General features: G+C 62.8%; 18 protein-coding genes and 1 tRNA gene. 9 read left to right on the top strand and 10 right to left on the bottom strand.

Features of this window, described 5'->3' with window-relative positions:
- Window positions 1-295 precede the first annotated feature (295 nt).
- Together ABMA59_RS25975 and ABMA59_RS25970 are read right to left on the bottom strand one after the other, a co-directional pair.
- Window positions 296-571, bottom strand: a complete 276-nt coding sequence (locus tag ABMA59_RS25975) for a hypothetical protein (RefSeq protein ID WP_349008282.1) — start codon at window positions 569-571, stop codon at window positions 296-298.
- Between the two features lie 588 nt (window positions 572-1,159).
- Window positions 1,160-1,432, bottom strand: a complete 273-nt coding sequence (locus ABMA59_RS25970; RefSeq protein ID WP_349008281.1) for a hypothetical protein — start codon at window positions 1,430-1,432, stop codon at window positions 1,160-1,162.
- 740 nt (window positions 1,433-2,172) lie between these two features.
- On the opposite strand from ABMA59_RS25970, the gene ABMA59_RS25965 reads away from it, so the two are divergent.
- Window positions 2,173-2,526 (top strand): hypothetical protein, encoded by a 354-nt coding sequence (locus tag ABMA59_RS25965; RefSeq protein ID WP_349008280.1) that lies wholly within the window; start codon window positions 2,173-2,175, stop codon window positions 2,524-2,526.
- A 583-nt stretch (window positions 2,527-3,109) separates the two neighbouring features.
- Here ABMA59_RS25965 and ABMA59_RS25960 read toward each other — a convergent pair.
- Window positions 3,110-3,286 (bottom strand): hypothetical protein, encoded by a 177-nt coding sequence (locus tag ABMA59_RS25960; RefSeq protein WP_349008279.1) that lies wholly within the window; start codon window positions 3,284-3,286, stop codon window positions 3,110-3,112.
- Window positions 3,287-3,575: 289 nt separating this feature from the next.
- Between ABMA59_RS25960 and ABMA59_RS25955 the strand changes: the two genes are divergently transcribed.
- Window positions 3,576-3,833: a DUF982 domain-containing protein gene (locus tag ABMA59_RS25955; protein ID WP_349008278.1), complete on the top strand. Its 258-nt coding sequence runs from the start codon at window positions 3,576-3,578 to the stop codon at window positions 3,831-3,833.
- A gap of 87 nt (window positions 3,834-3,920) precedes the next feature.
- On the opposite strand, the gene ABMA59_RS25950 is transcribed toward ABMA59_RS25955, so the two are convergent.
- Window positions 3,921-3,996, bottom strand: a tRNA-Lys gene (locus ABMA59_RS25950).
- Between the two features lie 194 nt (window positions 3,997-4,190).
- On the opposite strand from ABMA59_RS25950, the gene ABMA59_RS25945 reads away from it, so the two are divergent.
- The 5 genes from ABMA59_RS25945 to ABMA59_RS25925 all read left to right on the top strand — a co-directional run bounded on the left by ABMA59_RS25945 (window position 4,191) and on the right by ABMA59_RS25925 (window position 10,125).
- Window positions 4,191-4,937, top strand: coding sequence for a cytochrome c biogenesis CcdA family protein (locus ABMA59_RS25945; RefSeq protein WP_349008289.1), 747 nt, complete (start codon window positions 4,191-4,193; stop codon window positions 4,935-4,937).
- A gap of 102 nt (window positions 4,938-5,039) precedes the next feature.
- Window positions 5,040-6,395: a bifunctional UDP-N-acetylglucosamine diphosphorylase/glucosamine-1-phosphate N-acetyltransferase GlmU gene (gene glmU, locus ABMA59_RS25940; protein WP_349008277.1), complete on the top strand. Its 1,356-nt coding sequence runs from the start codon at window positions 5,040-5,042 to the stop codon at window positions 6,393-6,395.
- A 150-nt stretch (window positions 6,396-6,545) separates the two neighbouring features.
- The gene (glmS, locus tag ABMA59_RS25935; RefSeq protein WP_349008276.1) at window positions 6,546-8,369 is read left to right on the top strand and encodes a glutamine--fructose-6-phosphate transaminase (isomerizing); all 1,824 of its coding nucleotides are present in this window, start codon (window positions 6,546-6,548) and stop codon (window positions 8,367-8,369) included.
- Between the two features lie 93 nt (window positions 8,370-8,462).
- Window positions 8,463-9,191, top strand: coding sequence for a DUF502 domain-containing protein (locus tag ABMA59_RS25930; RefSeq protein ID WP_349008275.1), 729 nt, complete (start codon window positions 8,463-8,465; stop codon window positions 9,189-9,191).
- 13 nt (window positions 9,192-9,204) lie between these two features.
- Window positions 9,205-10,125, top strand: coding sequence for a CatB-related O-acetyltransferase (locus ABMA59_RS25925; protein ID WP_349008274.1), 921 nt, complete (start codon window positions 9,205-9,207; stop codon window positions 10,123-10,125).
- On the opposite strand, the gene recG is transcribed toward ABMA59_RS25925, so the two are convergent.
- Window positions 10,077-12,185, bottom strand: coding sequence for an ATP-dependent DNA helicase RecG (gene recG / locus ABMA59_RS25920; RefSeq protein ID WP_349008273.1), 2,109 nt, complete (start codon window positions 12,183-12,185; stop codon window positions 10,077-10,079). The two genes, ABMA59_RS25925 and recG, sit on opposite strands and share 49 nt — an antisense overlap.
- A 383-nt stretch (window positions 12,186-12,568) precedes the next feature.
- On the opposite strand from recG, the gene ABMA59_RS25915 reads away from it, so the two are divergent.
- Both ABMA59_RS25915 and mfd read left to right on the top strand, forming a co-directional pair.
- Entirely contained in the window at window positions 12,569-12,856 is a 288-nt protein-coding gene (locus tag ABMA59_RS25915; RefSeq protein ID WP_349008272.1) for an FAD assembly factor SdhE, read from the top strand.
- 4 nt (window positions 12,857-12,860) lie between these two features.
- Window positions 12,861-16,355: a transcription-repair coupling factor gene (gene mfd, locus ABMA59_RS25910; protein ID WP_349008271.1), complete on the top strand. Its 3,495-nt coding sequence runs from the start codon at window positions 12,861-12,863 to the stop codon at window positions 16,353-16,355.
- A gap of 88 nt (window positions 16,356-16,443) precedes the next feature.
- On the opposite strand, the gene ABMA59_RS25905 is transcribed toward mfd, so the two are convergent.
- The 5 genes from ABMA59_RS25905 to ABMA59_RS25885 all read right to left on the bottom strand — a co-directional run bounded on the left by ABMA59_RS25905 (window position 16,444) and on the right by ABMA59_RS25885 (window position 22,696).
- Window positions 16,444-17,076: a hypothetical protein gene (locus ABMA59_RS25905; protein ID WP_349008270.1), complete on the bottom strand. Its 633-nt coding sequence runs from the start codon at window positions 17,074-17,076 to the stop codon at window positions 16,444-16,446.
- Window positions 17,077-17,085: 9 nt separating this feature from the next.
- A complete protein-coding gene (locus ABMA59_RS25900; protein ID WP_349008269.1) occupies window positions 17,086-19,347 on the bottom strand; it encodes a xanthine dehydrogenase family protein molybdopterin-binding subunit in 2,262 nt (753 codons plus the stop codon).
- 1 nt (window position 19,348) lies between these two features.
- Complete coding sequence (locus tag ABMA59_RS25895) at window positions 19,349-19,810, bottom strand: (2Fe-2S)-binding protein (RefSeq protein WP_349008268.1); 462 nt, start codon at window positions 19,808-19,810, stop codon at window positions 19,349-19,351.
- Window positions 19,811-20,125: 315 nt separating this feature from the next.
- On the bottom strand, window positions 20,126-20,815 hold the full coding sequence (locus ABMA59_RS25890; protein ID WP_349008267.1) for a DsbA family oxidoreductase: 690 nt from the start codon (window positions 20,813-20,815) through the stop codon (window positions 20,126-20,128).
- Window positions 20,816-20,881: 66 nt separating this feature from the next.
- Complete coding sequence (locus tag ABMA59_RS25885; RefSeq protein WP_425475986.1) at window positions 20,882-22,696, bottom strand: extracellular solute-binding protein; 1,815 nt, start codon at window positions 22,694-22,696, stop codon at window positions 20,882-20,884.
- Between the last annotated feature and the right edge of the window lie 217 nt (window positions 22,697-22,913).

The raw sequence follows: 22,913 nt of genomic DNA, 5'->3' as shown, positions 1-22,913 counted from the left end.
ACGATCCGACTGCTCTCATCGACGACGCAAATCGCGGTCTCTTCCAAAGATACGTCTAATCCAGCAAAATACTTCACGGCTGCTCCTTCCCGATGTTTGTGGCGCTCCAAGGCGACCACGTTCTAACATCCCGACAGGAGCAGCCGCCCGCATCTGGGCTCGGGCGAGACCCCAATCACCCCATCTGTTGAAAAACCTCTCTGTTCACGGAACGTCCCAGACTCAGACGGGGCACAAACCAGACTCAAAACGGGTATCCTCGGGACTTTTTCATCAGCCTGTTAGTAGGGGCCGTTTATTTTCCATCCCGGATTGACGCGACATATTCACGCACGATGTGGGCAGTGTCGTCCATTCCCGTAACAACGTCATTGTAGAACGTGAATAGCTGATCATTGCCGGCGGCGGCAGCGTCCTTCGCGCTTTGTTCGAAATTCTTGGATATGTTGTCAACGCTTCCCAAGATCTTGGCTCCGCTGGGGTGCTCCGCAATCAGTTGAGCAATGAGGCCCTGAAGGACAGTCAGCGAGCCGATAGTCCTGCCATCAGTGTTGGCAAATGTTCTCTTCATGATTTCCACTCTCCGATGACAGTGAAAGGTCGTAGCATGTCAGCAGGCGCGGTGTCCCGAAAAAGCCGCTCGCCCGACACTCATGCTAGGATGCCGGCATGAACCTCCACGAGAAGGCCTAGGGCGGCTGACACGGCAGCAACTGGAAAAGACTCGACATTCCGCCTTTCAATGACCCTACTTGGATGGCACATTAACGACATGTCGAAGCCACAGCGAACGCCTGCCCAGATTGAAGCTAGTGCCCGGAAGCGGGTCATCGCGCTCCTCGGCCCCGATGCCGTCGGCAAATCAACCGAGCAACTAGCGGCCATAATAGCGGAGAGGTTTAGCTTGAAGGAGAAGCGCAGGGCCAACGCCAACTCCGTTTCAATCTTCTCGGTCTAGCCCACACGGCGGATGTCCGCTCGCGGTCGTTGGGTTCTACTCCGACAAGTTGTCGGACATCACATTACACATTGGGCGGCGCTTGGTTCGTTCCGATCTCAATCTGCCAGGTGGGACATCTTCTCCCGGCAATACGCTTCGCCGGCTCCGCGATAGAGACAATTGGCGTCATGATGTCTGGGATATGAATGATCGCGAGCATCAAACCTGCGAGCCAGAACATGTGGTTGTGCGTGACGAGAGAATAAGTCCGAGCACACCCACAATGCCGGCGCGCGCGCGGTTCTCTCGATGCGCAATCTGATGTGGCCATACGATTAGTTTGAAGTAAAATATCCCGAACAGCACCAATATCACGATGAGGATGACGACCGACACATCGAAGAGGATGTCAGTCTCTCCGGGCATGGTGACGAATGGCGGGAGGTGTTCTGTCGCCAGCGGATGCATTGACGGATGGGTTGGCTCGGCCACGACACCTTCCCCAATTTCGCACTCATTAGACTAGCGAAGACGGCTAAAAGTTACGATGGTTCGAGCGTGATTAACCGTTAATTCCGCAGCCTCACGCCAGCGCCGCCGCCGTTCTCGGGGATGAAGATGTCAGCCCTTCACCAGTCGGAGGGTGTTGCCCACATTCGGTGGCGGCTGGACGGCTCGAGCGTCTTGCCGCGCATTGATGATGTCGAGCGCCAGATGTGTCATTGCTGACTGCGCTTCTTCTTTCGCCGGCGACATGCGGTCTCGACCCAGGCGGCTGCTGTTCAGCCAAAACGCTTGCAGCTCTGCGCCGGGGAGATTTCGCAGATGCTCGTAAAGCTCCTCGAACGGTCGGGCAAACTCGCGGAACCTAGCCTAAATCGAGCCGGTGCCAAGTGTGGTTTCGCTCATGGTGACGGGTCCGTAAGATACGACTCGACTTCATCGAGTGACCAGCTGCACACCCACCGACCGGCAATTGCAGGGTTTACCGCGCCACCCGTCGACACGTCGATAAGGGCGTAATGTCCGAAGTCCATCGCATTTGGGTCGCGGCTCCTGCTCTTGGTCAATCGCAGGCCTTGGCGGTCTGCCATCCGACGCAGCTTGTTCTCTCGCACCTTCGTCTCCTGATCCATGATGCTTGAACCTATGCTCTGAACGATGCTTGACGTGATGCTGGAAGTCAAGCTACGGTTGATGCTGTAAGCTATACCAGAACCGGGAGATTTTCCATGCCGAACACCGCTGTTCGGGCAGCCGCCGAAGGCTTGCCCACTGCTATCTTGCCCATGAAACCACGCCGCCGGACCTCACTCGACCTGCTCCAAGAAGCCCGCGCCGTTTACGAGGCGCTGGACGCGCTTCCGGGCTGTGTCGAGGGTACGCCCGAGGCCAAGGCCGCCGATCGCGTTTACGACGCCGCTATGGCCATGAAGTCGGCGAACGCGGTCGACGTGCTGGTGCGCCTGCTCGTCGTCGCAAAGTGGGGCGAATACGAACTCGCCGGCAGAGAACTGATAAACATCTGCGCGGAAGCTGCGAAGATCGTAGGCGTTCCGGCGCCCGGAAAGGTGGTGCAGCAATGAACCGGCGCATGATGATTGCCGGCGCAGCGGCATCGCCGCCGCTGGCGTTCGCTGGAGCCACTATCGTGCTTGCTTCGCCGGCGGCCGCATAATCGAAATGCGAAATGGATTTCGTATCTGCCTGGCTGCGCGAGCGGCCGGGCTTTCGCCTTCCCCTAAGTCCAATTGCCACCGGTGGCGATCCGTGCGCTTTGGATGCATGATGGGGCACGATATCCTGACGGTCGTTGCACTTTTCGCTGCCATAGCCGGCATCGCGATGGCCGTCTTCCTGTGCGCCGGTCTGCTCGGCTTTTACTCCTAAATTCTGTGGGCCATACCATTGTCGTCCGGACACTGTGTCCCGATCTCCAAAACGGCCGATCGCAATAGGGGAAGAGTCGCTATGCCGTTGTTGAAAAGCACCATGATCCTCTCGGCAATGAGTGGCCGTGCCGCGCATGTTCGTAGCGCTCCCTTCAGAGGCGGAAGCGCAGGAGCGCTTCCAACCGTGGGCTCGCCATGAACAATGCCCACGACCGCGAATTCGTAATCCCGGACGCGACGGTTCGCAAGTTCACAAACGGCGTAAACCCCGGCTGGGCTAGTGAGCTTTTGGATCGCGCGCACCGCCTGCGGCTACCCCGCGAATGTACGTGGCCGCGTCGATTTCCGTATCGAACTGGCGAGCGGTGACCGTGCCGTCAGTCATCAACGTCACTGCCAGAAAGGGCAAGTTAGGGTTAGGCGGCGGATAGACGGTGTACAGGGTGCTTTTCATCCCTGAGTGTCGTACCGGTTTAGAGGAGCCATAGCAATTTCAAAGAGCATCCCGAGTCGGCGAACCGACTGCGGTGAGCTTTGCCACCACGATGATGAAGGCCCAACCGACTGATCGGGGCCTTGATCAGCCGGTCGAGATGGCTCCTGAATGTTGAACCACGTTGCAACCTAGCACGGCGCCTGGCGGAAGGTCGCAACAAAAGACGTAGTGACGCGAATTATCTTCATCGGGGCAACGACTCGCAGCCTCGCGCATTGATTCGCCCAAGCCGAGTGAGTGTTGTGTCATGGTTGCGAGCGGTTGGTGGGACGGCACGGTTCCGGTAGCACTGGGAAAGAGCTTCACCGTCTACCACGTCAACAACAATCACCAGGCCGCCGACATCCTCCTGCACAAATGGCCCACCAAGGGCGGGACAAAGCAGCGGGCGGCACGCGAGGCGGTCATGGAAGCCATCGAGCATGCGAACGACCGGATGGCGCTCGCCAAGGCTCAGAAGGCGTTCGCCGAGGCCGCGAAAGAGGCGGACATCCTGATTGAGTGATTTTTCCGGACACAGTGCGGACACAATTCCAGCGTCTGCCCATCCCACTAAATGCGTGCCGGTAACTAATTGAATTTTATAGGTTTTTGGTGAGCGCAGTGGGACTCGAACCCACGACCTACTGATTAAAAGTCAGTTGCTCTACCGGCTGAGCTATGCGCTCCCGCGGGGCGGCGTTGCCACCCCCGAAATGCGGCGGAACATAGGGATAGCGCCCCTGCCGGTCAATCGTAAAAATCCGCAGCCTAGGACGCCGATGAACCGTCCGACTCTCGGCGACGATCCGCCACGCCAAGGTGATTGGAGGTCGTCCCGCGCACGGTCTATATGCGGGCGGTTGAAAAGGGCTTTCTACCGATGGCGGTCGATGTCGGATATCTTACTGCGGTTGGGGCGGGAGCGCTTTCATTCCTCTCGCCTTGCGTGTTGCCGTTGGTGCCTCCCTATCTGTGTTACATGGCCGGCGTGTCGGTCGACGATTTTCGCGGCCAGGCCGCGAGCGCCACGCCCGTGCCGGCGCGCCGCATGCTGGCGCTGACCTCGCTCGCTTTCGTGCTGGGCTTCTCCACCGTCTTCGTGGCGCTCGGCGCCGGCGCATCGACCATCGGACGATTGCTGCGCGCTTGGGAGGAACCGCTCGGCTTCGCCGCCGGCCTCGTCATCATCCTGATGGGTCTCAATTTTCTCGGTGTGATAAGAATCCCCTTCCTGTCGCGCGAGGCACGGTTCCAGACGCGCGGCGAACCGGCGAGCGTAGTGGCGGCTTATGTCATGGGCCTGGCCTTCGCCTTCGGCTGGACGCCCTGCATCGGACCGGTGCTGGGGCCGATCCTGACGCTTGCCGGCGGCAGCGCGACGGTGGGCGAGGGCGCTTTGCTGCTTGCAGCCTATTCGTTAGGCCTGGGTATTCCGTTTCTCGTCGCTGCCTTGTTTTCAGGCGCGTTCATGCGTTTTCTCTCGCGCTTCCGTGTCCATCTGGGGCGGGTGGAAAAGGCGATCGGCGCGCTGCTGGTGGTGGCCGGCGTGCTGTTCATGACCGGCGGGCTGCAAACGAGCGCCTATTGGCTGCAGGAAGTTTTTCCTGTTCTCACCCGCTTGGGCTGAGCCCTGTTCTTCCGTTTGGCACAGGGCCACGCCACCGTTGGAAGTGCGCGTCGCCGATGCTAGAACGCTCGCGAGTGATGGCCCTGCAACCGGAAAGTGATCATGTCGTCGAGAAGTTGTCTGTCGATCATCCTTGCAGCCGGCGAAGGCACCCGGATGAAGAGTGCGTTGCCGAAGGTGCTGCACAAAATAGCGGGCCTGCCGATGGTCGCGCATGTGGCCCGCTCGGCGGAAGCCGCCGGCGCCGGCGATCTCGCGCTGGTCATCGGCCATGGTGCCGAGGAGATGCGCAAGGCGTCGGCGAAATTCGCGCCGCGCGCCGAGAGTTTCGTCCAGGAACAGCGGCTTGGCACGGCGCACGCGGTGCTGGCGGCGCGCACCGCGATTGCCCGGGGATATGACGATGTGCTCGTCATGTTCGGCGACACGCCGCTGATCGAGGCGAAGGCGCTGACGGCGGCGCGCGAGAAACTGGCTCAAGGCGCAGGCGTCGTGGTGCTCGGGTTCCGCACCCCGAACCCGACCGGCTATGGCCGACTGATCGAGACGGGCGGCAAGCTTGTCGCCATCCGCGAGGAGAAGGATTGCTCCGAGGACGAGCGCCGCGTCACCTTCTGCAATTCCGGCCTGATGGCCATCGACGGAAGATACGCACTGCGATTGCTGGAGGCGGTCGGAAACGACAACGCCAAGGGCGAGTACTACTTGACCGACATCGTGGCCATCGCCGCTGCCCAGGGCCTCGACGTCTTTGCCACCGAGGCGAGTTTCGAGAACGCGCTTGGGATCAACAACCGAGCCGAACTCGCCGAGGGCGAAGCGATCTGGCAGAAGCGGCGGCGCCGCGAAGCGATGCTGGCTGGCGTTACGCTGGTGGCGCCGGATACGGTGTTTTTCGCTTACGATACCGAGGTCGCGCCGGACGCCTATATCGAGCCGAATGTGTTCTTCGGACCCGGCGTCAAGGTAGATGGTGGCGCGGTCATCCATGCCTTCAGCCATATCGAGGGCGCTCACGTCGGTTCGCGTGTCGAAATCGGGCCGTTCGCGCGGCTGCGGCCCGGGACCGATATCGACGAGCGCGCGAAGGTCGGCAATTTCTGCGAGGTCAAGAACGCCAAGGTCGAGCAAGGCGCCAAGATCAGCCATCTCGCCTATATCGGCGATGCCCGTGTCGGCGCCGAGGCCAATATCGGCGCTGGCACGATCACCTGCAACTACGACGGTTTCAACAAGTCCTACACCGACATCGGGCGCAAGGCTTTCATCGGTTCGAATTCGTCGCTGGTCGCGCCTGTCACCATCGGCGACGGAGGCCATGTCGCGGCGGGCAGCGTCATCACCGAGGACGTGCCTTCCGATGCGCTGGCCTTTGGGCGGGCGCGGCAGAAGATCCTGCCGGAACGGGGCAGGATGCTGCGCGAACGTCTCGCTTCCGCCAAAAAGGCGGCGGAGTAGCGCGCTAACGGATTAGAAGGCCTCGCACGATAGAGTTACGCGGGCGACGCGCGTGACATGGACTGACACCGAAATTGATTATCGCCGGCCCGGTGGCTTCTTCTAGAAAGCTGCCGGATTATTTTGCATGATGAAATGAGGGATTGCTGAATGTGTGGCATTGTCGGAATCGTGGGCCAGTCGCCGGTGGCGCCGCTCATTGTCGACGCGCTGAAGCGGCTGGAATACCGCGGCTATGATTCGGCCGGCGTTGCCACCATCGCGGCCGGAACGCTCGACCGCCGCCGTTCCCAGGGCAAGCTGATCAATCTGGAACGCCGGCTCGGCGAGGAGCCGCTTGGCGGCACGATCGGCATCGGCCACACGCGCTGGGCGACACATGGCGTGCCCAACGAGACCAACGCCCATCCGCATTTCTCCAATGATGTGGCCATCGTCCACAACGGCATCATCGAGAATTTCGCCGAATTGCGCGACGAGTTGAAAGCCGACGGTTACGAATTCGCCTCGCAGACCGACACGGAAGTCGTGGCGCATCTGGTGGCGCGCGAGATCAAACGCGGCGCGCGCCCGGTGGATGCGGCGCACCGCGCGCTGAAGCGGCTCGAAGGAGCCTTCGCGCTCGCCATCATGTTCCGCGGCGACGAGGACTTGATCATCGGCGCGCGCAACGGCCCGCCGCTCGCCGTAGGCCATGGCGAAGGTGAGATGTATCTCGGTTCCGACGCCATCGCGCTGGCGCCCTTCACCAACTCGATCACCTATCTCGAGGACGGGGACTGGGCGGTGGTGCGCCGCAGCCATGCGCAGATCTACGACATGGCCGGCGAGCCGGTGGAACGCAAGCGCCAGCAGTCGGTCGGCACCAGCTTCCTGGTCGACAAGGGCAACCACCGGCATTTCATGGAAAAGGAAATCCATGAGCAGCCGGAGGTCATCTCCCATACGCTGGCGCATTATGTCGACTTCGTTTCGGGCACGACCCGCAAGCTCGACCTGCCGTTCGACTTCAAGTCGCTCGACCGCCTCGCCATCTCCGCCTGCGGCACCGCTTATCTCAGCGGCCTCGTCGGCAAATACTGGTTCGAGCGGTTTGCGCGGCTGCCGGTCGACATCGATATCGCCTCGGAGTTCCGCTACCGCGAGATGCCGCTGTCGAGGAATAGCGCCGCGCTGTTCATCTCGCAGTCCGGCGAAACCGCCGACACGCTGGCGTCGTTGCGTTATTGCCGGCAGGAAGGCATTCCGATCGGCGCGGTCGTCAATGTGCGCGGCTCGACCATCGCGCGCGAATCGGACGTGACCTTGCCGACGCTGGCCGGGCCGGAGATCGGCGTCGCCTCGACCAAGGCCTTCACCTGCCAGCTTTCGGTTCTGGCCTCGCTGGCAGTGCGCGGCGGCGTGGAGCGCGGCACGATCTCGCCCAAGCAGGAGAAAGCGCTGGTGCGCGAACTAGGCGAGGCGCCGCGTTTTGCCAGCCAGGTTCTGAAGCTCGAAAAGCAGATCGACCGGGTTGCGCACGAACTCGCGCATTACCGCCACGTGCTTTATCTCGGCCGCGACACCAATTTTCCGCTCGCCATGGAAGGCGCGCTCAAGCTCAAGGAAATCTCCTATATCCACGCCGAGGGTTACGCCGCCGGCGAGTTGAAGCACGGGCCGATCGCCCTGATCGACGAGAAGATGCCGGTGATCGTGATCGCGCCGCACGACCGCATCTTCGACAAGACCGTGTCCAACATGCAGGAAGTGGCGGCGCGCGGCGGCAAGATCATCCTGATCACCGACCGCAAGGGTGCCGAGCGGGCCGGCATCAACACTCTCGAGACGATCGTGCTGCCGGACGTGCCGGAGATCATCGCGCCGATCATCTACGCCCTGCCGATCCAGATGCTCGCCTACTTCACCGCGGTGGTGATGGGCACCGACGTCGACCAGCCGCGCAATCTCGCCAAGTCGGTCACCGTCGAATAGCAGGGTTCGGAACCGCTCCCGCGTTTGTGGATTGTCTCCGTGCATGAGGAATGGTCTATTCCGGCGTGCAATGCACAATAGCTGCGAAGGACCATGAGCGACGTTCCGATCAAGATGTCAGGCATGACACGGCTGAGGAATTATTTCCTCACCGGTGTCATCGTGATTGCGCCCCTGGCGATCACCGCCTACATCGCGTGGACCTTCATCCACTGGGTCGATTCCTGGGTGAAGCCCTATATCCCGTCCAGCTACAATCCCGACAATTACCTGCCTTTCGCGGTGCCCGGCTTCGGCTTGGTGGTGGCCCTGTTCATGATCACGATGATTGGCTTCCTGACGGCCAACTTCATTGGGCGCTCGATCGTTCGCTTCGGCGAGGGACTGCTCGGCCGCATGCCGCTGGTGCGCGGCGTCTACAAGGCGCTGAAGCAGATTTTCGAGACGGTGCTTTCGCACAAGAGCGACATGTTCAGCACGGTCGGGATGGTTGAATATCCGCGCAAGGGCGTATGGTCGCTGGTCTTCGTCGCGGGGGAAAAGGACACCGAGATCAATGCGAGGCTGGACAAGCCCGGCGATCCGCTCGTCGCCGTGTTCATGCCTTGCACGCCCAACCCGACTACGGGTTTCCTGATGTATGTCTATCGCTCCGAGATTGTGCTGCTAGACATGAGCATCGAGGACGGCGCCAAGCTGATCGTCTCGGCCGGCCTGGTCGCGCCGCCATACAAGCGCTTGCCGGTCACGGTGGCGGGCGAGCCTATCGATATTTCGCTTGCCGAACTTGCGGTGGCCAACCGCAAACGCGGCACCAATTGAGGGATCGTGCCGATTGACGGATTCGAGATGGACGAAGACAGAGCTCAAGTCGCTGGCAGACGCGGTCGAGCACGGAATCGTGTTCACCGGCAAATGCAAGCTGAACCCCGGGCGCAAGCTGCAGTTCGAAGCGCCCGTCCGCTTCCAGGATCTCTGGTGTTACCAAGGAATGCGCATCGGCGCCTACTCGTTCATGCGCCCTGCCTATGTGAGCGGCAATCCCGTCATCGGCCGCTATTGCAGCATCGGCGCGAATTTCAGTATCGGCGAGCCGGACCATCCGACTACCTGGCTGGGCACATCGTCCTTCCAATACCAGAAGAGCAAATTCTCGTTCTTTCCGCCAATGAAAGATTTCGTCACGCTCGAACGGCCGGACGATGACGCTGGTGGGCAAGATACCATCGTCGGCAACGATGTGTGGATCGGGTCGAATGTGATGATCCTGAAAGGCGTCAAGATCGGCAATGGCGCAGTCATCGCGGCCGGCGCTGTCGTCACCCGTGATGTGGAGCCCTATGCCGTCGTCGGCGGCGTTCCGGCCAGGCTGATCCGCAACCGCTTTGCCGATCACGGTCTGGTCGCCCGGCTGAAGTCGCTGAAATGGTGGGAGTTCCTGGGACCAAGCCTCTCCGGCATTCCTTTCGATGATCCGTCGGCCGCGATCAAAGAGATCACACGCCGCGAAAAAGCCGGGGAGATCGAGCGAAGCAAGGGCAAGTTCGCGTCCATAAAGGCGCTGAAGGACGGCTTCGAGTTGGTGCGGGCGAAGGAGGCCGGAAAAAAGGCGGCAGCCGTGCCGGCCGATGCCTCGCTCGCCGAAGAGCCAAGGACGAAACAGCCTGCCGCTTCCTTGACCGAACCTGTTTCAAAGGACGAGCCCGTTCAGCCGGCACGCAGCAAGCGCACGGCCTCGTCGCGGCCGAAGAGATAAAGAAGCACGCGGATCGCCTTGCCGCGCTCCGATTCCAGCGCCGGATCGCGCGCCAGGACCAGGCGGGCATCGTCCCGCGCAATCTCCAGCAGGTCGGCATGGACCTCCAGCCGGGCGATCTGGAAGCCGGGCGTGCCGGACTGGCGCGTGCCCAGAAGTTCGCCTTCGCCGCGGAGCTTCAGGTCCTCCTCGGCGATGCGGAAACCGTCCTCGGTCTCGCGCAGCACCGATAGGCGGGCGGTCGCCGTCTCGCCAAGCGGCGGCTTGTAGAGCAGCACGCAGGTCGACGCCTTCGAGCCGCGCCCGACGCGGCCGCGCAACTGATGCAGTTGCGCGAGCCCGAATCGTTCGGCGTGCTCGATGACGATGATGGTGGCGTCCGGGACGTCGACGCCGACCTCGACGACGGTGGTGGCGACCAGCACACGCGTCTCGCCCTGCTTGAAGGCGCGCATCGCCTCATCCTTGTCGCGGCCCGACATGCGGCCATGAACCAGCCCGACCCGCGCTCCGAATTCTTGGCGCAGGGCGGCGTGCCGTTCCTCGACGGAGGTGAGTTCGACTTCGTCGGAATCTTCGACCAGCGGGCAGATCCAGTAGATTTTCTGGCCCTCGGCCAGCGCGTCTGAAATCCGCCCGACCAGCTGGTCGTAGCGCTCGAAAGGAAGGGTGACCGTGCGGATCGGCTGCCGGCCCGCCGGCTTTTCGGTCAGCCGCGACACGTCCATGTCGCCGAACGCGGTGAGAACCAGGGTACGCGGGATGGGGGTGGCGGTCATCACCAGCATGTCGGGAGCCTCGCCCTTGGCGGTGATCGCCAGCCGCTGGTGGACACCGAAGCGGTGCTGTTCGTCGACGACGGCGAAGGCGAGGTCGCGGAAACGAACCGTCTCCTGGAACAGCGCATGGGTGCCTATGACGATGTCGATCGAACCGTTCTCCAGTCCCTCGATGATTCCGGCGCGCTCACGGCCTTTTTCGCGGCCAGTGAGGACTGCGACCGCCAGCCCGGCCTTTTCCGCCAGTGGGCCGATGGTCGAAAAATGCTGGCGCGCAAGAATTTCGGTCGGCGCCATCAGCGCCGCCTGTCCGCCGGCCTCGACAGCGCGCGCCATGGCGAGCAGGGCGACCACCGTCTTGCCGGAGCCGACATCGCCCTGCAGCAGGCGCAGCATGCGGTCGGGTTTTGCCATGTCGGCGTCGATTTCGGTGAGCGCCTGCTCCTGCGAGGCGGTGAGCCGGTAGGGCAGGGCGTCGCGCAGCGCCCCGATACGGGCGCCGTCGCCGGTCAGCGGACGCCCGGCGCGCTTGCGCACGTTGGCGCGCACCAGCGCCAGTGACACCTGGCCCGCGAGGATTTCGTCATAAGCAAGCCTTCGCCACGCGGAGGCCTCTGGTGATACGTCGATAGGATCGGCCGGGTTGTGGATCCGGCGCAGCGCGTCGGCGAAGCTTGGAAAAGTCTGGCGGCGCATCAGTTCGGCGTCCTGCCATTCAGGCAGCGCCGGCAAGCGCGCCAATGCCTGGCCGATGGCGCGCCGCAGCACCTTCGCATGCAGGCCGGCGGTCAGCGGATAGACCGGTTCGACCAGCGGCAGGCCCTCCGCCTTGTCGGCGAATGCGATGTGGTCGGGGTGCACCATCGACGGCCGGCCGTTGAACCATTCCATCCGGCCGCTGACCACGACATGCTCACCGACCGGCAAAGTGCGCTCCAGCCAGGTCGCATTGGCATGGAAGAAGGTCAGCGCCATCTCGCCGGTGTCGTCATGGACAAAGACACGGTATGGCGCCGAGCGGTTGCCGCGCGGCGGCGGCTGGTGGCGGTCGACGCGCACATCCAGCGTCACGATGGCGCCCTCGGCGGAAAGTGCGATGCCCGGCCGGTTGCGGCGGTCGATGATGCTGCTGGGCAGCGTGAACAAAAGATCGCCGGCACGCGCCTCGCGGGCGGTGAGGTCGGCCGGCACGACCTTTTCGATAAGCGTGGCGACCTTCGGGCCGACGCCGTCGAGCGAGGTGATGGGGACGAACAGCGGATCGAGCAGGGAAGGGCGCATCAGCTTTGACCGTCGCGTTCCGTCCAGCACCCCTCATCCGACCTCGCTTCGCGAGGCCACCTTCTCCCACAAGGGGAGAAGGGGGAGTTTCGCACTGGTCTCACCGCTAATCGCCGGCATTGGAGATTTGCGGAGGCGAAGCGGCAGCGCTCTCCCTTCTCCCCTTGTGGGAGAAGGTGGCCGAGCGAAGCGAGGTCGGATGAGGGGTGTTGGACGGAGTGCGACGCGGCAATTGGCGGATGCAAGGCACATCCAGCAGGATAGGGAAGTGTAGGGAGATGCACGCTGTTCACCGCCAGGATGTTAAGCACGACTGCTGACAGCGCAAGGCTGACACCACCGTCTATCCACGCTATATGCGCGGCGCGGCGAAAGGGCGTCCTATGACCGGAACCACACGATCGAGCGACGGGCTGGATGCGAGGCGGAGAAAACTGCTTTTCCGCTCCTGGCATCGCGGCATGCGCGAGATGGACCTGATCCTTGGTTCCTTTGCCGATGCGCGCATCGCCGACTTGACCAGCGCCGAACTCGACCAATATGAAGCGCTCCTCGACATTTCCGACACGGTGCTTTTGCCATGGGCGACCGGCGAGCAGCCGATCCCCGACGGAAACGAAATCCTCAAAAAAATCGTCGCCTTCCGCCAGGCGATGACGTTCCAAAGCTGATTCCATGCCTCTGATCCATCCCCTCGGCCTGCGCAACGGCAGCACGGGCGCGGTCCTCGTCGACGGCGTTGCGGAAGGTTTTGAAGCCTTCGCGCTTGCCGCGTTGTCGCAAGAAGCGGCTCCGGACGGCGTGACGGTGTTCGTCGCCCGCGACGGCCAGCGCCTGCCGGCGATTGTCGACGCGCTCGCGTTCGCCGCGCCCGACCTGCCGGTACTGGAATTTCCCGCTTGGGACTGTCTGCCCTATGACCGCGTCTCGCCGGGCGCCGATGCGACGGCGCGCCGCGTCGAGGCGATGGCCGCCATGGCTGTGTTGGCCAGGAAGCCGCATCGCGCCGTGATCCTGACCACAGCCAATGCCCTGGTGCAGCGCCTGCCGCCGCGTGCCACCGTCGAGGCGCAGACTTTTCGTGCCAAGACTGGCAATCAGGTCGACATGAAGGCGCTGATTTCGCGGCTGGAAAATTCCGGCTTCGACCGCGTGGCAACCGTGCGCGAGGTCGGCGAGTTCGCGGTGCGCGGCGGAATTTTGGACTTGTTCGCGCCAGGGGCGGCGGAAGCGCTGCGGCTGGATTTCTTCGGCGACACGCTGGATTCGATCCGCGCCTTCGACGTCGCCAGCCAGCGCACCACCGGCCAGCGCACCGAGATCACCTTGCAGGCGATGAGCGAGGTGGCGCTGACGCCGGAGACCATCAGCCGCTTTCGCCGCAGCTACATCGAGGCATTCGGCGCGCCGAACCGCGACGACGCGCTCTATGCGGCAGTCAGCGAGGGCCGGCGCTTCGCCGGCATGGAGCATTGGCTGCCTTTCTTCTACGATGGGCTGGAGACGCTGTTCGACTATCTCCCGGACGCACCCTTCGTCTTCGATCATCTGGCGCGCGAGGCGATCGGTGAACGCTACAAACTGATCGAGGATTATTACCAGGCGCGCCGCCAGCAGGTGGACGGCGCGATGAAGGACGCCGTGCCGTACCGCCCGGTGCCGCCGGGGAAAATGTACCTGTCGCCGGACGATGTCTCGGCGGCACTGCCCGACATCCTGTCGGCCGAATTCACGCCTTTCGCCGCGCCCGACGCCGGCGGCAGAAAAGTGCTGCATGCCGGCTCGCGCCAGGGCCGCAGTTTCGAGCGCGAGCGTGCCGATCCCAACGCCAATGTTTTTCAGGCAGCGGTCGATCACATTTCCGAATTACGGGCCGCCAAACGCAAGGTCGTGGTTGCGGGGTGGACGGACGGTTCCCTGGACCGCCTTTCGCAGATCCTTGGCGAGCACGGACTGGGCAATCTGAAGCCGGTCTCGACGCTCGCCGATGTCGAGAAACTGACCGCCGGGCAGGCCGGGTTGACCGTTCTGCCGTTGGAATCCGGCTTCGAGGCCGACGGTTTTGTCGTTGTTGCGGAGCAAGACATTCTGGGCGACCGGCTGGTCCGGCGGACCAAGCGCAAGCGCGCCGCCGACTTCATCGCCGAGGCCGCCTCGCTGTCGGCGGGCGACGTCGTCGTCCATGTGCAGCACGGTATCGGCCGCTTCGTCGGGCTGAAGACCATCGAAGCGCTCGGCGCGCCGCATGACTGCCTGGAGATCCATTATGCCGGCGACGACCGGCTGTTCCTGCCGGTCGAGAACATCGAACTTCTGTCGCGTTACGGCTCCGACGCGGCCGAGACGCCGCTCGACAAGCTCGGCGGCGGTTCCTGGCAGGTGCGCAAGGCGAAGCTGAAGCGCCGCCTGCTCGACATGGCCGGACAGTTGATCAAGCTTGCCGCGGAGCGTCAGATGCGCGGCGCGCCTGTGTTCAGCCCGCCGGAAGGCGTCTATGGTGAGTTCGCGGCGCGGTTCCCTTACGAGGAGACCGACGACCAGCAGCGGGCGATCGATTCAGTGATGGACGATCTTTCCGCTGGCAAGCCGATGGATCGGCTGATCTGCGGCGACGTGGGTTTCGGCAAGACCGAGGTGGCGCTCCGCGGCGCCTTCCTCGCCGCGATGGAGGGTTTTCAGGTCGCTGTCGTCGTGCCGACGACGCTGCTGTCGCGCCAGCACTACAAGACCTTCAGCCAGCGCTTTTCCGGCCTGCCGCTGGTGGTGCGCCAGGCCTCGCGCATGGTGCCGGCCAAGGAACTCGCGGAAACGAAAAAGGGCTTGGCTGACGGTAGCGTCGACATCGTCGTCGGCACGCATGCGCTGCTCGGCTCCTCGATCACCTTCAAGCGGCTCGGCCTGCTGATCATCGACGAGGAGCAGCACTTTGGCGTCAAGCACAAAGAGCGGCTGAAGGAACTGAAGAGCGACGTGCATGTGCTGACGCTGTCGGCGACTCCGATCCCGCGCACGCTGCAACTGGCGCTGACCGGCGTGCGCGAACTGTCGCTGATCGCCACGCCGCCGGTCGACCGGTTGGCGGTGCGCACCTTCATCTCGCCCTTCGACCCCTTGGTGGTGCGCGAGACGCTGCTGCGCGAGCGTTATCGCGGCGGCCAGAGCTTTTACGTCGTGCCGCGCATCGCCGACCTCGCCGAGGTGCGGGACTTTCTGCACGCCTCGGTGCCGGAACTGAAGGTGGCGACGGCGCACGGCCAAATGCCGCCGGGCGAGCTCGACGACATCATGAACGCCTTTTATGACGGCCAGTACGACGTGCTGCTGTCGACCACCATCGTCGAGTCCGGTCTCGATATCCCGACTGCCAACACGTTGATCGTCCACCGCGCCGACATGTTCGGTCTGGCACAGCTCTACCAGTTGCGCGGCCGCGTTGGGCGCTCCAAGACCCGTGCCTATGCGTTGTTCACGCTGCCCGCCAACCGCAAGCTGACCGATACCGCCGACCGGCGGCTTAAAGTGCTGCAGTCGCTGGATACGCTGGGCGCCGGCTTCCAGCTTGCCAGCCACGACCTCGACATTCGCGGCGCCGGCAATCTTCTGGGCGAGGAACAGTCCGGCCATATCAAGGAGGTCGGCTTCGAGCTTTACCAGCAGATGCTGGAGGAGGCGGTGGCCGAAATCCGCGGTTCCGGCGAAGTTCTGGACGGCGACTGGTCGCCGCAGATCGCCATCGGCACGGCGGTGATGATCCCGGAGACATACGTTCCCGACCTGCAACTGCGGCTGGCGCTCTACCGCCGGCTGGCCGATCTCGACACGCCGGAGGAGATCGATGCCTTCGCCGCCGAACTCATCGACCGCTTCGGCCCACTGCCACAGGAGGTCGAGCATCTGTTGAAGATCGTCTTCATCAAGGGTCTTTGCCGCAGGGCCAATGTCGAGAAGCTGGATGCGGGGCCAAAGGGTGTCGTCATACATTTCCGCAAGCGCGAATTCGCTGACCCGGCCGGGTTGGTGCGTTACATCGGCGAGCAGGGTTCGATGGCGAAGATCAGGCCCGACCAGAGCGTGGTCTTCATCCGCGACTGGCCAAACCCGGAGAAGCGTCTCGCGGGCTCGGCGGTGGTGATGGCGCAACTGGCGCGGCTGGCGACGAAGGCGGCGTAGGGCAGAGGCTAGGCCCCGCCGTCGGTTCTGCGAAGAAAAAGGGCTGCCTGCTACGCCAGAGAGATCGACACGCAGGTCATCGGCTCGGTCATTGCGGACAAGGCTGTCCGGCCGCACCCCATTCGGCCACGTCCTTCACATGCTCCTCGAAGGTGCCGGGCGGCGTGCTGCGGCCTTGGCCCGGTTCCCACGCGCGTGGGATGAAGCCGCTCAATGACGCATCGTGGCGCAGATGTTCGATCAGGCCCGCAACATCGCGCCCGCCATTGCGCTCGGGATCCTTGAGTTGCGCGCATATTTCGGCGCCCGTCTTGCCAACCCAGAGGAATTCGACGGGAGCGAGTTGCCAGTCGATGCCGGCGTGCGGCGGCGCCGGCGCCGGAGGATTGGCCAGGGTCGAGGTCACATGGCAGGTGGAGCAGGCGATCGATTCGGCGCCGATACGGCTTATGCCGGCGTGGATGTTCATGCCATGCGGCCTCGTCTTGGTCTCTCCCGCCGGCGTCCACAGCGGTATGCCCCCTTCGTCGACGTGACAATTCGCACAGCGCGGATGGGTGATCACCGCCTCGACGCGGCTCCAGGCGGCAAGGCCGTCGGCCTGGCTGACGCTGCCGGCCGGGAGCACATCCTTGGCGGACAGGCTTTCCTCTGCGACCATGACTGTTGCCGGTGCGATGACCGAGCCGGCCAACGCCACTATCATTAGCAGCTTGTTCATGCTCGCGCCTCAGACGAAATCGATGAATTTGTTGAAGGGCATTTCGCGGATGCGCTTGCCCGTGGCCGCGAAGATGGCATTGGCGAGCGCCGGAGCGACGGGCGGAACCGGCGGTTCGCCGATGCCGCGAACGGTGTAGTCGTTCTCCAGTCCACGCACTTCGATGACTGGGCATTGATACATGCGCATGGCCTCGTGGTGATTGTAGTTGGTCTGCTGCACTGCGCCATTCGCATAGGTCAGTTCGCAGTTCATCGCGTGACCCAAGCCCCAGACCACGCCTCCCTGAACCTGATTCTCGAAATTGATCGGATCGACAACCTTGCCGACGTCGGCGGCAACCCAGACCTTGTCGATCTTGATGCCTTTCTCCGTCGCGGTCACTTCGATGATCTCCGCGACCGCGGTGCCGAATGCCTCGACGAAGGCGACCCCACGCCCCTTGCCGTTGCCGAGCGGGCCCTTCCAATCAGCCATCTCGCCGACTGTTTCCAGGATCTTGCGATAGATTGGTATCTTGCACATCTCGATCCGCGCCTTGAGCGGATCGAGCCCCGCGGCATGGATCAGTTCGTCGATGAAGCTCTCGGTGAAAAAGCCATTGGCCGAAGCGCCCACCGAACGCCATGTGGTGCATGGCGACAGCCCTCGCGCCTCATAACTTGTCGCGCGGTAATTCGGGATGTCGTAATAGACGTTCCAGATGCCGACGGCCAACTGCGCGTCGGGGTCGGTGGGCACCGCGCCCGTTGTCCGTTCAAGCAGCCCGTTCAACGGCATCGTCGAGGCCAATTGAATGTCGGCGGCCGCGATCTTGCCGTCTTTCACGCCCCCCTTGCAGCGGGCCATCGCGATCTGCCGCGGAATATCCTGGAGGAAATCCTCCTCGCGCGAGAAAACCAGCTTTACCGGCGTTCCGCGCATCTGGTTCGCGATCTCGGCAAGCACCTTGACGTTCTCGAATTCAAGACGATGCCCGAAACTGCCGCCGGCCCATAGATTGTGAAAGGTTACCTGTTCAGGTTTGATGCCTATGGCTCCCGCGGCGTTGAACTGCACCGCTTGCGGCGACTGATGGCTGACCCAGATCTCCATTCCCTTGTCGGTGACGATGCCGATGCCGTTCAGCGGTTCGAGTGGCTGATGCGCCAGGTAAGGCGCACGATATTCGGCCTCCAGGGTCGTGCCTTCGTTCAACGCCGTGCCGATGTCGCCGTCATTGCGCCACTGCTTGCCCAGAAACTCCGGCGCGAAGGTCTCGCCCAGCACCTTCCAGTGATCGGCCTGCTCGGCCGGATATTTCGCCGGCTCCCATACGCAGTCGATCGCCTCGGCCGCCTTCATGGCATACCAACTGTTGCTGGCAATCACCGCCACGCCGTTCGAGATCTTGAGGACCTTCTGGACCCCCGGCATCGATTGGGCCTTGCTCGCGTCATACGACTTGATCGGCTGGCCCTTGTTGGGGTTCAGCCTGACGGCGGCATAGACCATGCCGTCCATCGTCTCGTCGATGCCGAATTTCATCTCGCCGGTCACCTTCGAGCGGATATCGAGCCGCTCCATCGGCTTGCCGATCATCCGCCACTGCGACGGATCGCGCAAACCGACGTCCATCACCGGCGGAATCTTTGCCGCTTCCGCCGCGAGATCGACATAGGCGATCTTGGTTCCGTCGGGCAGGATGACGTGGCCGGCCTCGGTGCGCAGATCGGCCACCGCGATGCCGCTGCGCTTAGCGGCCGCCGCCTTCAGAGTCTCGCGCGCCACCGCGCCGGCGACGCGCAGCTTCTTGTAGCTATCCGGGATCGTGCTCGAGCCGCCGGTCATCTGCAAGCCGGCGCCCTTCAGCCATTCATATGTAGCCGCACGCGCCTTTTCGGCGGCCTCGCTTCGATCCGGCGCCATGAAGCCCGAGAACTCGTCGGCGAAACCGGTATTGAAATAAGCTGGACTGGGTCCCGCGAAACGGATCTCGAACTGGCCCGGATCGAGGTCCATTTCCTCGGCGATCAGGATTGTCTGTATCGATCCGACGCCCTGTCCGATATCGCAATGCTGCGCGATCAGCGTGATCTTTGACGGGCTGATCTCGACCCAGGGATTGAACGTCGCCGAATCCGGGCCGAGGCCGGCAGCCAGCGGGTTCACGGCGCCGGCCGCGGAGGCGGCCTGCTGCGCATGGCCGTATGAGCCGAAGGCGACGCCGCCGGCGATCGCCGCCGAGCCGACAAGGAAAGCGCGGCGGGAGAGGTTCGGCAAAGTATCCATCTCATTTGCCTCCCATCTTTGCGGCGGCCGCATGAATGGCGACGCGAATGCGCTCATAGGTGCCGCAACGGCACAGGTTTCCCGACATCACGTTGTTGATGTCTTCGTCGGTTGGCTCGGGAATGAGTTCAAGAAGCGCGATTGCCTGGATGATCTGGCCCGTCTGGCAGTAGCCGCATTGCGGGACCTGGTGCTCGATCCAGGCTTGCTGAACCGGATGCAACGCGCCTTTGCCGACACCTTCGAGGGTGGTCACCTGCTTCCCGGCGACATCCGCGATCCTCGCCTGGCAGGAACGGACGGCCGAGCCGTCGACCTGCACGGTGCAGGCCCCGCATTGTGCTATTCCGCATCCGTATTTTGGACTTGTGATGCCGAGTTCGTCGCGCAAGACCCAGAGCAAAGGCATCTCTGGCACGACGTCGACCTGATGCTTCGCACCGTTGACGGTAATCTCGATCATCGCGCGCCTTCCCTACTTGTTTGGGTACTGGCCTATGATAACGGTAACGTAACGTCAGCTTCGATGGCTGCCAAGCCAATTGTCAGCATTCATCGATCGATGTTCGAACCGTTTGATTTACCGCGCGGCCTGAAGCGAGCGAAGCGGCTTCGGCTGCTTTTTCGAATGGGAAGTACGACGGGAGTGCTTTGATCGGCGCCTAAGGCAATTCAATCTCGAGACAAATAGAGTCGACGCGGCCGGTGCACCGGAGGTGCCGTCGTAATAGGTGCCACGAGATCATTTATCCCGCCGATCGGCGGGGTAAAATATTGCCTAGGCACGCGCTTCCGCCTTGCCCAGTTCACCGCGGCGCTTCTCCGCCGCCACCTGGCGGATCGCGTCGGCGAGCGTTTCGGTATCCTGCGCGCCCATCACCGCGTATCGGTTTTCCAGGAGGAAGCACGGCACGCCGGTAATGCCCATGCGCGAGGCGGTCGCCACTTCGGTCTCGACGGCTTCGCGGTCGGCGTCGGTTGCCAGCATCGCTTCCACGACGGTCGCATCCATGCCGGCATCGCGGGCCGCTTCGGCCAGCACAACACGGTCGCCTATGTTCCGGCCTTCCTCGAAATAGAGCGAAAACAGCCGCTTCACCACGGCGTTCTGCACGCCGGATTCGGCACTCGCCGCCCAGCGGATGACGCGATGCGCGTCGATCGTGTTGGGCGAGATTTTGATGGCGTCGAAGGCGAAGTCTATGCCCTCTGCCTCGCCCAGCGGCTCGATGCGGGCGTGGATCTGGCGGATGCGCTCCTCGCTGCCGAATTTCGCCATCATGTACTGCCTGCGGTCCTTGCCTTCGGGCGGGATCGTCGGATCGAGTTGGAACGGCCGCCAGCTTATCTCGACATCGATCTCGGGCAGGCTCGCAGCAGCTTTCTCAAGCCGTTTCTGACCGAGATAACACCAGGGGCAGACGACATCCGATACCACGTCGATGCTGACCGTCTGGCGTTCGCTCATCTTAAATCTCCTAGCTCGGGCCGGAATACCGTCGCGCGGATTGTCATGCGGCCGTGGGTTCCCGCCTTAGTTAGGTTTCCGCCACCACACCGGCAACTGGTAGCCGTAGAGCGACGTCTCGGCAGGGTGGTCCAGATAGGTCCAGTAGGCGAGGTATTGGTTGGGGTTGTACTGCATCGGTACCATATAGGCGCCGGCGATCAGCAGCCGGTCCAGCGCGCGCACGGCGGCAACGAAATCATCCTTGTCGCGAGCGTTCAGCATCGCCTCGATGACGGCGTCGATTGCCGGGCTGGCGACGCCGGCAAGATTGAACGAGCCCTCGACATTCGCCGATTCCGATCCCCACTTGAATGTCTGCTCGATGCCTGGAGACAAGGTGCCGGTGAAACCCGTCACGCCGATCAGCACTTCAAAATCGAAACGCTGCTTGCGCGACTGGATCTGGTCCGCTTCCAGCGCGCGGATGGTCACGCCGATCCCGATTCGGGCCAGCGTCCGCTGATAGACGGCGGCCAGCCGCTGTTCGCTGTCGGAGGACGTCATGATCTCGAAGGTGAACGGCTGTCCGGACGGATCGACCAGCGTGCTGCCTTTCAGCGAAAAGCCGGCCGATTTGAGCAGGTCGAGCGCAGCCTTCAAAACGGCGCGGTCGCGTCCCGAGCCGTCGGTCGCCGCCGGCCGCCACGTCCCGTCCATGATGTCGGCAGGCACCGCGTCGGGGAAGGGCGCCAGCAGCGCCTTCTCCTTGTCGCTGGCCGGGCGGCCGAGTGCCGACAATTCCGAATCCTGCCAATAGCTTGCGGTCCTTTGGAACTGGCCGTTGAACATGTTCCGGTTGACCCATTCGAAGTCGTAGAGCATGCCCAGCGCCCGCCGTACCCGAACGTCCGAGAATTTCGGGAGCCGCGTGTTGAAGAGGAAGCCGGTGACGACGGGCGGGATACCCATCTTGAACTCGCCGATCTTCACGCGGCCGTCCGTCAGGGCGGGAAAGTCGAAGTCGCGCTTGAGCTTGACCGGATCGGCCTCGGCATAGACCGAACAGATGCCCTTCTTGAAAGCCTCGAACTGCGCGTTGTCGTTGAGGAAATATTCGATGTCGATCCGGTCGAAATTGTCGAAGCCGCGCTTCGAAGGCAGATCGCGGGCCCAATAGTCGGGGTTGCGTTTGTAGATGATGCGGTCGCCAGGCACGACCTTGTCGACCGTATACGGGCCGCTGCCGATAAGAGGTTTCAACGTGGTCTGGTCGAATGTGTCCTTATCGAAAGCGTGTTTGGGCAGGATCGGCGTCATCGCGATGATCAGCGGGAATTCGCGGTCGGCTTTGTCGTTGAAGGTGAAGCGCACCGACAGCGGCCCGGTTTTCTCCAGCTTCTCGATCCGCTTCATACGGTCGCTGTAGGGCGGGCGGCCCTTCTCCGTATAGACCTGGTAGGTGAACAGCACGTCTTCCGGCGTAACCGGTTGGCCGTCGGACCATTTTGCCTTCGGATTGAGATTGAAGGCCACCACCTTGCGGTCCGGTGTGATGTCGATCGATTCCGCCAGCAGCCCGTAGAGCGAAAAAGGCTCGGCGGCATTGCGCTGCATCAGCGGCTCGAACACCAGATTGCCGTAGATCGTGTCGATCATGCCGCGCGCCGTGGTGCGCAGGCTTTTGATGATGAACGGGTTGAGGTTATCGAAGCTGCCGATCACACAATAAGTGACGTCGCCGCCCTTGGGGGCGTCGGGATTGGCATAGGGGAAATGCGTGAAATCGGCGGGAAGCGCGGGCTCGCCCTGCATCGAGATCGCATGTTGGGGCTCTGCCGTTGATGCTGCCGGCGTGAGCACGGCTGCAAGGGCGCAGAGCGCGAGAAATGTGCGGCGCATATGCGAAGTTCCGGAGGGATCGCTATGATTCGTTTTTCACCCTAGCATGATGTCGGCAGTATGGGCGTGTCGGCCCATCGACTGTTTGCGGCGGACGGGCTGGATTTACGGGCGCGACCGATGTAACACCCGTGCCCGAGTCATGCTGTTGCCGTATTTGGGCAACAGGTAGCGGCAATACACGGCGAAAACTGCCGTTTCCCGGATCGTTTGAGAG

Source organism: Mesorhizobium yinganensis, from assembly GCF_040081985.1.
Taxonomy (GTDB): domain Bacteria; phylum Pseudomonadota; class Alphaproteobacteria; order Rhizobiales; family Rhizobiaceae; genus Kumtagia; species Kumtagia yinganensis.
The sequence above is the reverse complement of the archived record's forward strand: the minus strand, read 5'-3'. Positions and strand labels throughout refer to the sequence as shown.

Bases quoted from the DNA above. Each gene is read 5' to 3' on its own strand.
- ABMA59_RS25975 (WP_349008282.1), bottom strand. From the start codon at position 571: ATGAAGAGAACATTTGCCAACACTGATGGCAGGACTATCGGCTCGCTG.
- ABMA59_RS25965 (WP_349008280.1), top strand. From the start codon at position 2,173: ATGCCGAACACCGCTGTTCGGGCAGCCGCCGAAGGCTTGCCCACTGCT.
- ABMA59_RS25960 (WP_349008279.1), bottom strand. From the start codon at position 3,286: ATGAAAAGCACCCTGTACACCGTCTATCCGCCGCCTAACCCTAACTTG.
- ABMA59_RS25955 (WP_349008278.1), top strand. From the start codon at position 3,576: ATGGTTGCGAGCGGTTGGTGGGACGGCACGGTTCCGGTAGCACTGGGA.
- ABMA59_RS25945 (WP_349008289.1), top strand. From the start codon at position 4,191: ATGGCGGTCGATGTCGGATATCTTACTGCGGTTGGGGCGGGAGCGCTT.
- glmU (WP_349008277.1), top strand. From the start codon at position 5,040: ATGTCGTCGAGAAGTTGTCTGTCGATCATCCTTGCAGCCGGCGAAGGC.
- glmS (WP_349008276.1), top strand. From the start codon at position 6,546: ATGTGTGGCATTGTCGGAATCGTGGGCCAGTCGCCGGTGGCGCCGCTC.
- ABMA59_RS25930 (WP_349008275.1), top strand. From the start codon at position 8,463: ATGAGCGACGTTCCGATCAAGATGTCAGGCATGACACGGCTGAGGAAT.
- recG (WP_349008273.1), bottom strand. From the start codon at position 12,185: ATGCGCCCTTCCCTGCTCGATCCGCTGTTCGTCCCCATCACCTCGCTC.
- ABMA59_RS25915 (WP_349008272.1), top strand. From the start codon at position 12,569: ATGACCGGAACCACACGATCGAGCGACGGGCTGGATGCGAGGCGGAGA.
- mfd (WP_349008271.1), top strand. From the start codon at position 12,861: ATGCCTCTGATCCATCCCCTCGGCCTGCGCAACGGCAGCACGGGCGCG.
- ABMA59_RS25905 (WP_349008270.1), bottom strand. From the start codon at position 17,076: ATGAACAAGCTGCTAATGATAGTGGCGTTGGCCGGCTCGGTCATCGCA.
- ABMA59_RS25900 (WP_349008269.1), bottom strand. From the start codon at position 19,347: ATGGATACTTTGCCGAACCTCTCCCGCCGCGCTTTCCTTGTCGGCTCG.
- ABMA59_RS25895 (WP_349008268.1), bottom strand. From the start codon at position 19,810: ATGATCGAGATTACCGTCAACGGTGCGAAGCATCAGGTCGACGTCGTG.
- ABMA59_RS25890 (WP_349008267.1), bottom strand. From the start codon at position 20,815: ATGAGCGAACGCCAGACGGTCAGCATCGACGTGGTATCGGATGTCGTC.
- ABMA59_RS25885 (WP_425475986.1), bottom strand. From the start codon at position 22,696: ATGCGCCGCACATTTCTCGCGCTCTGCGCCCTTGCAGCCGTGCTCACG.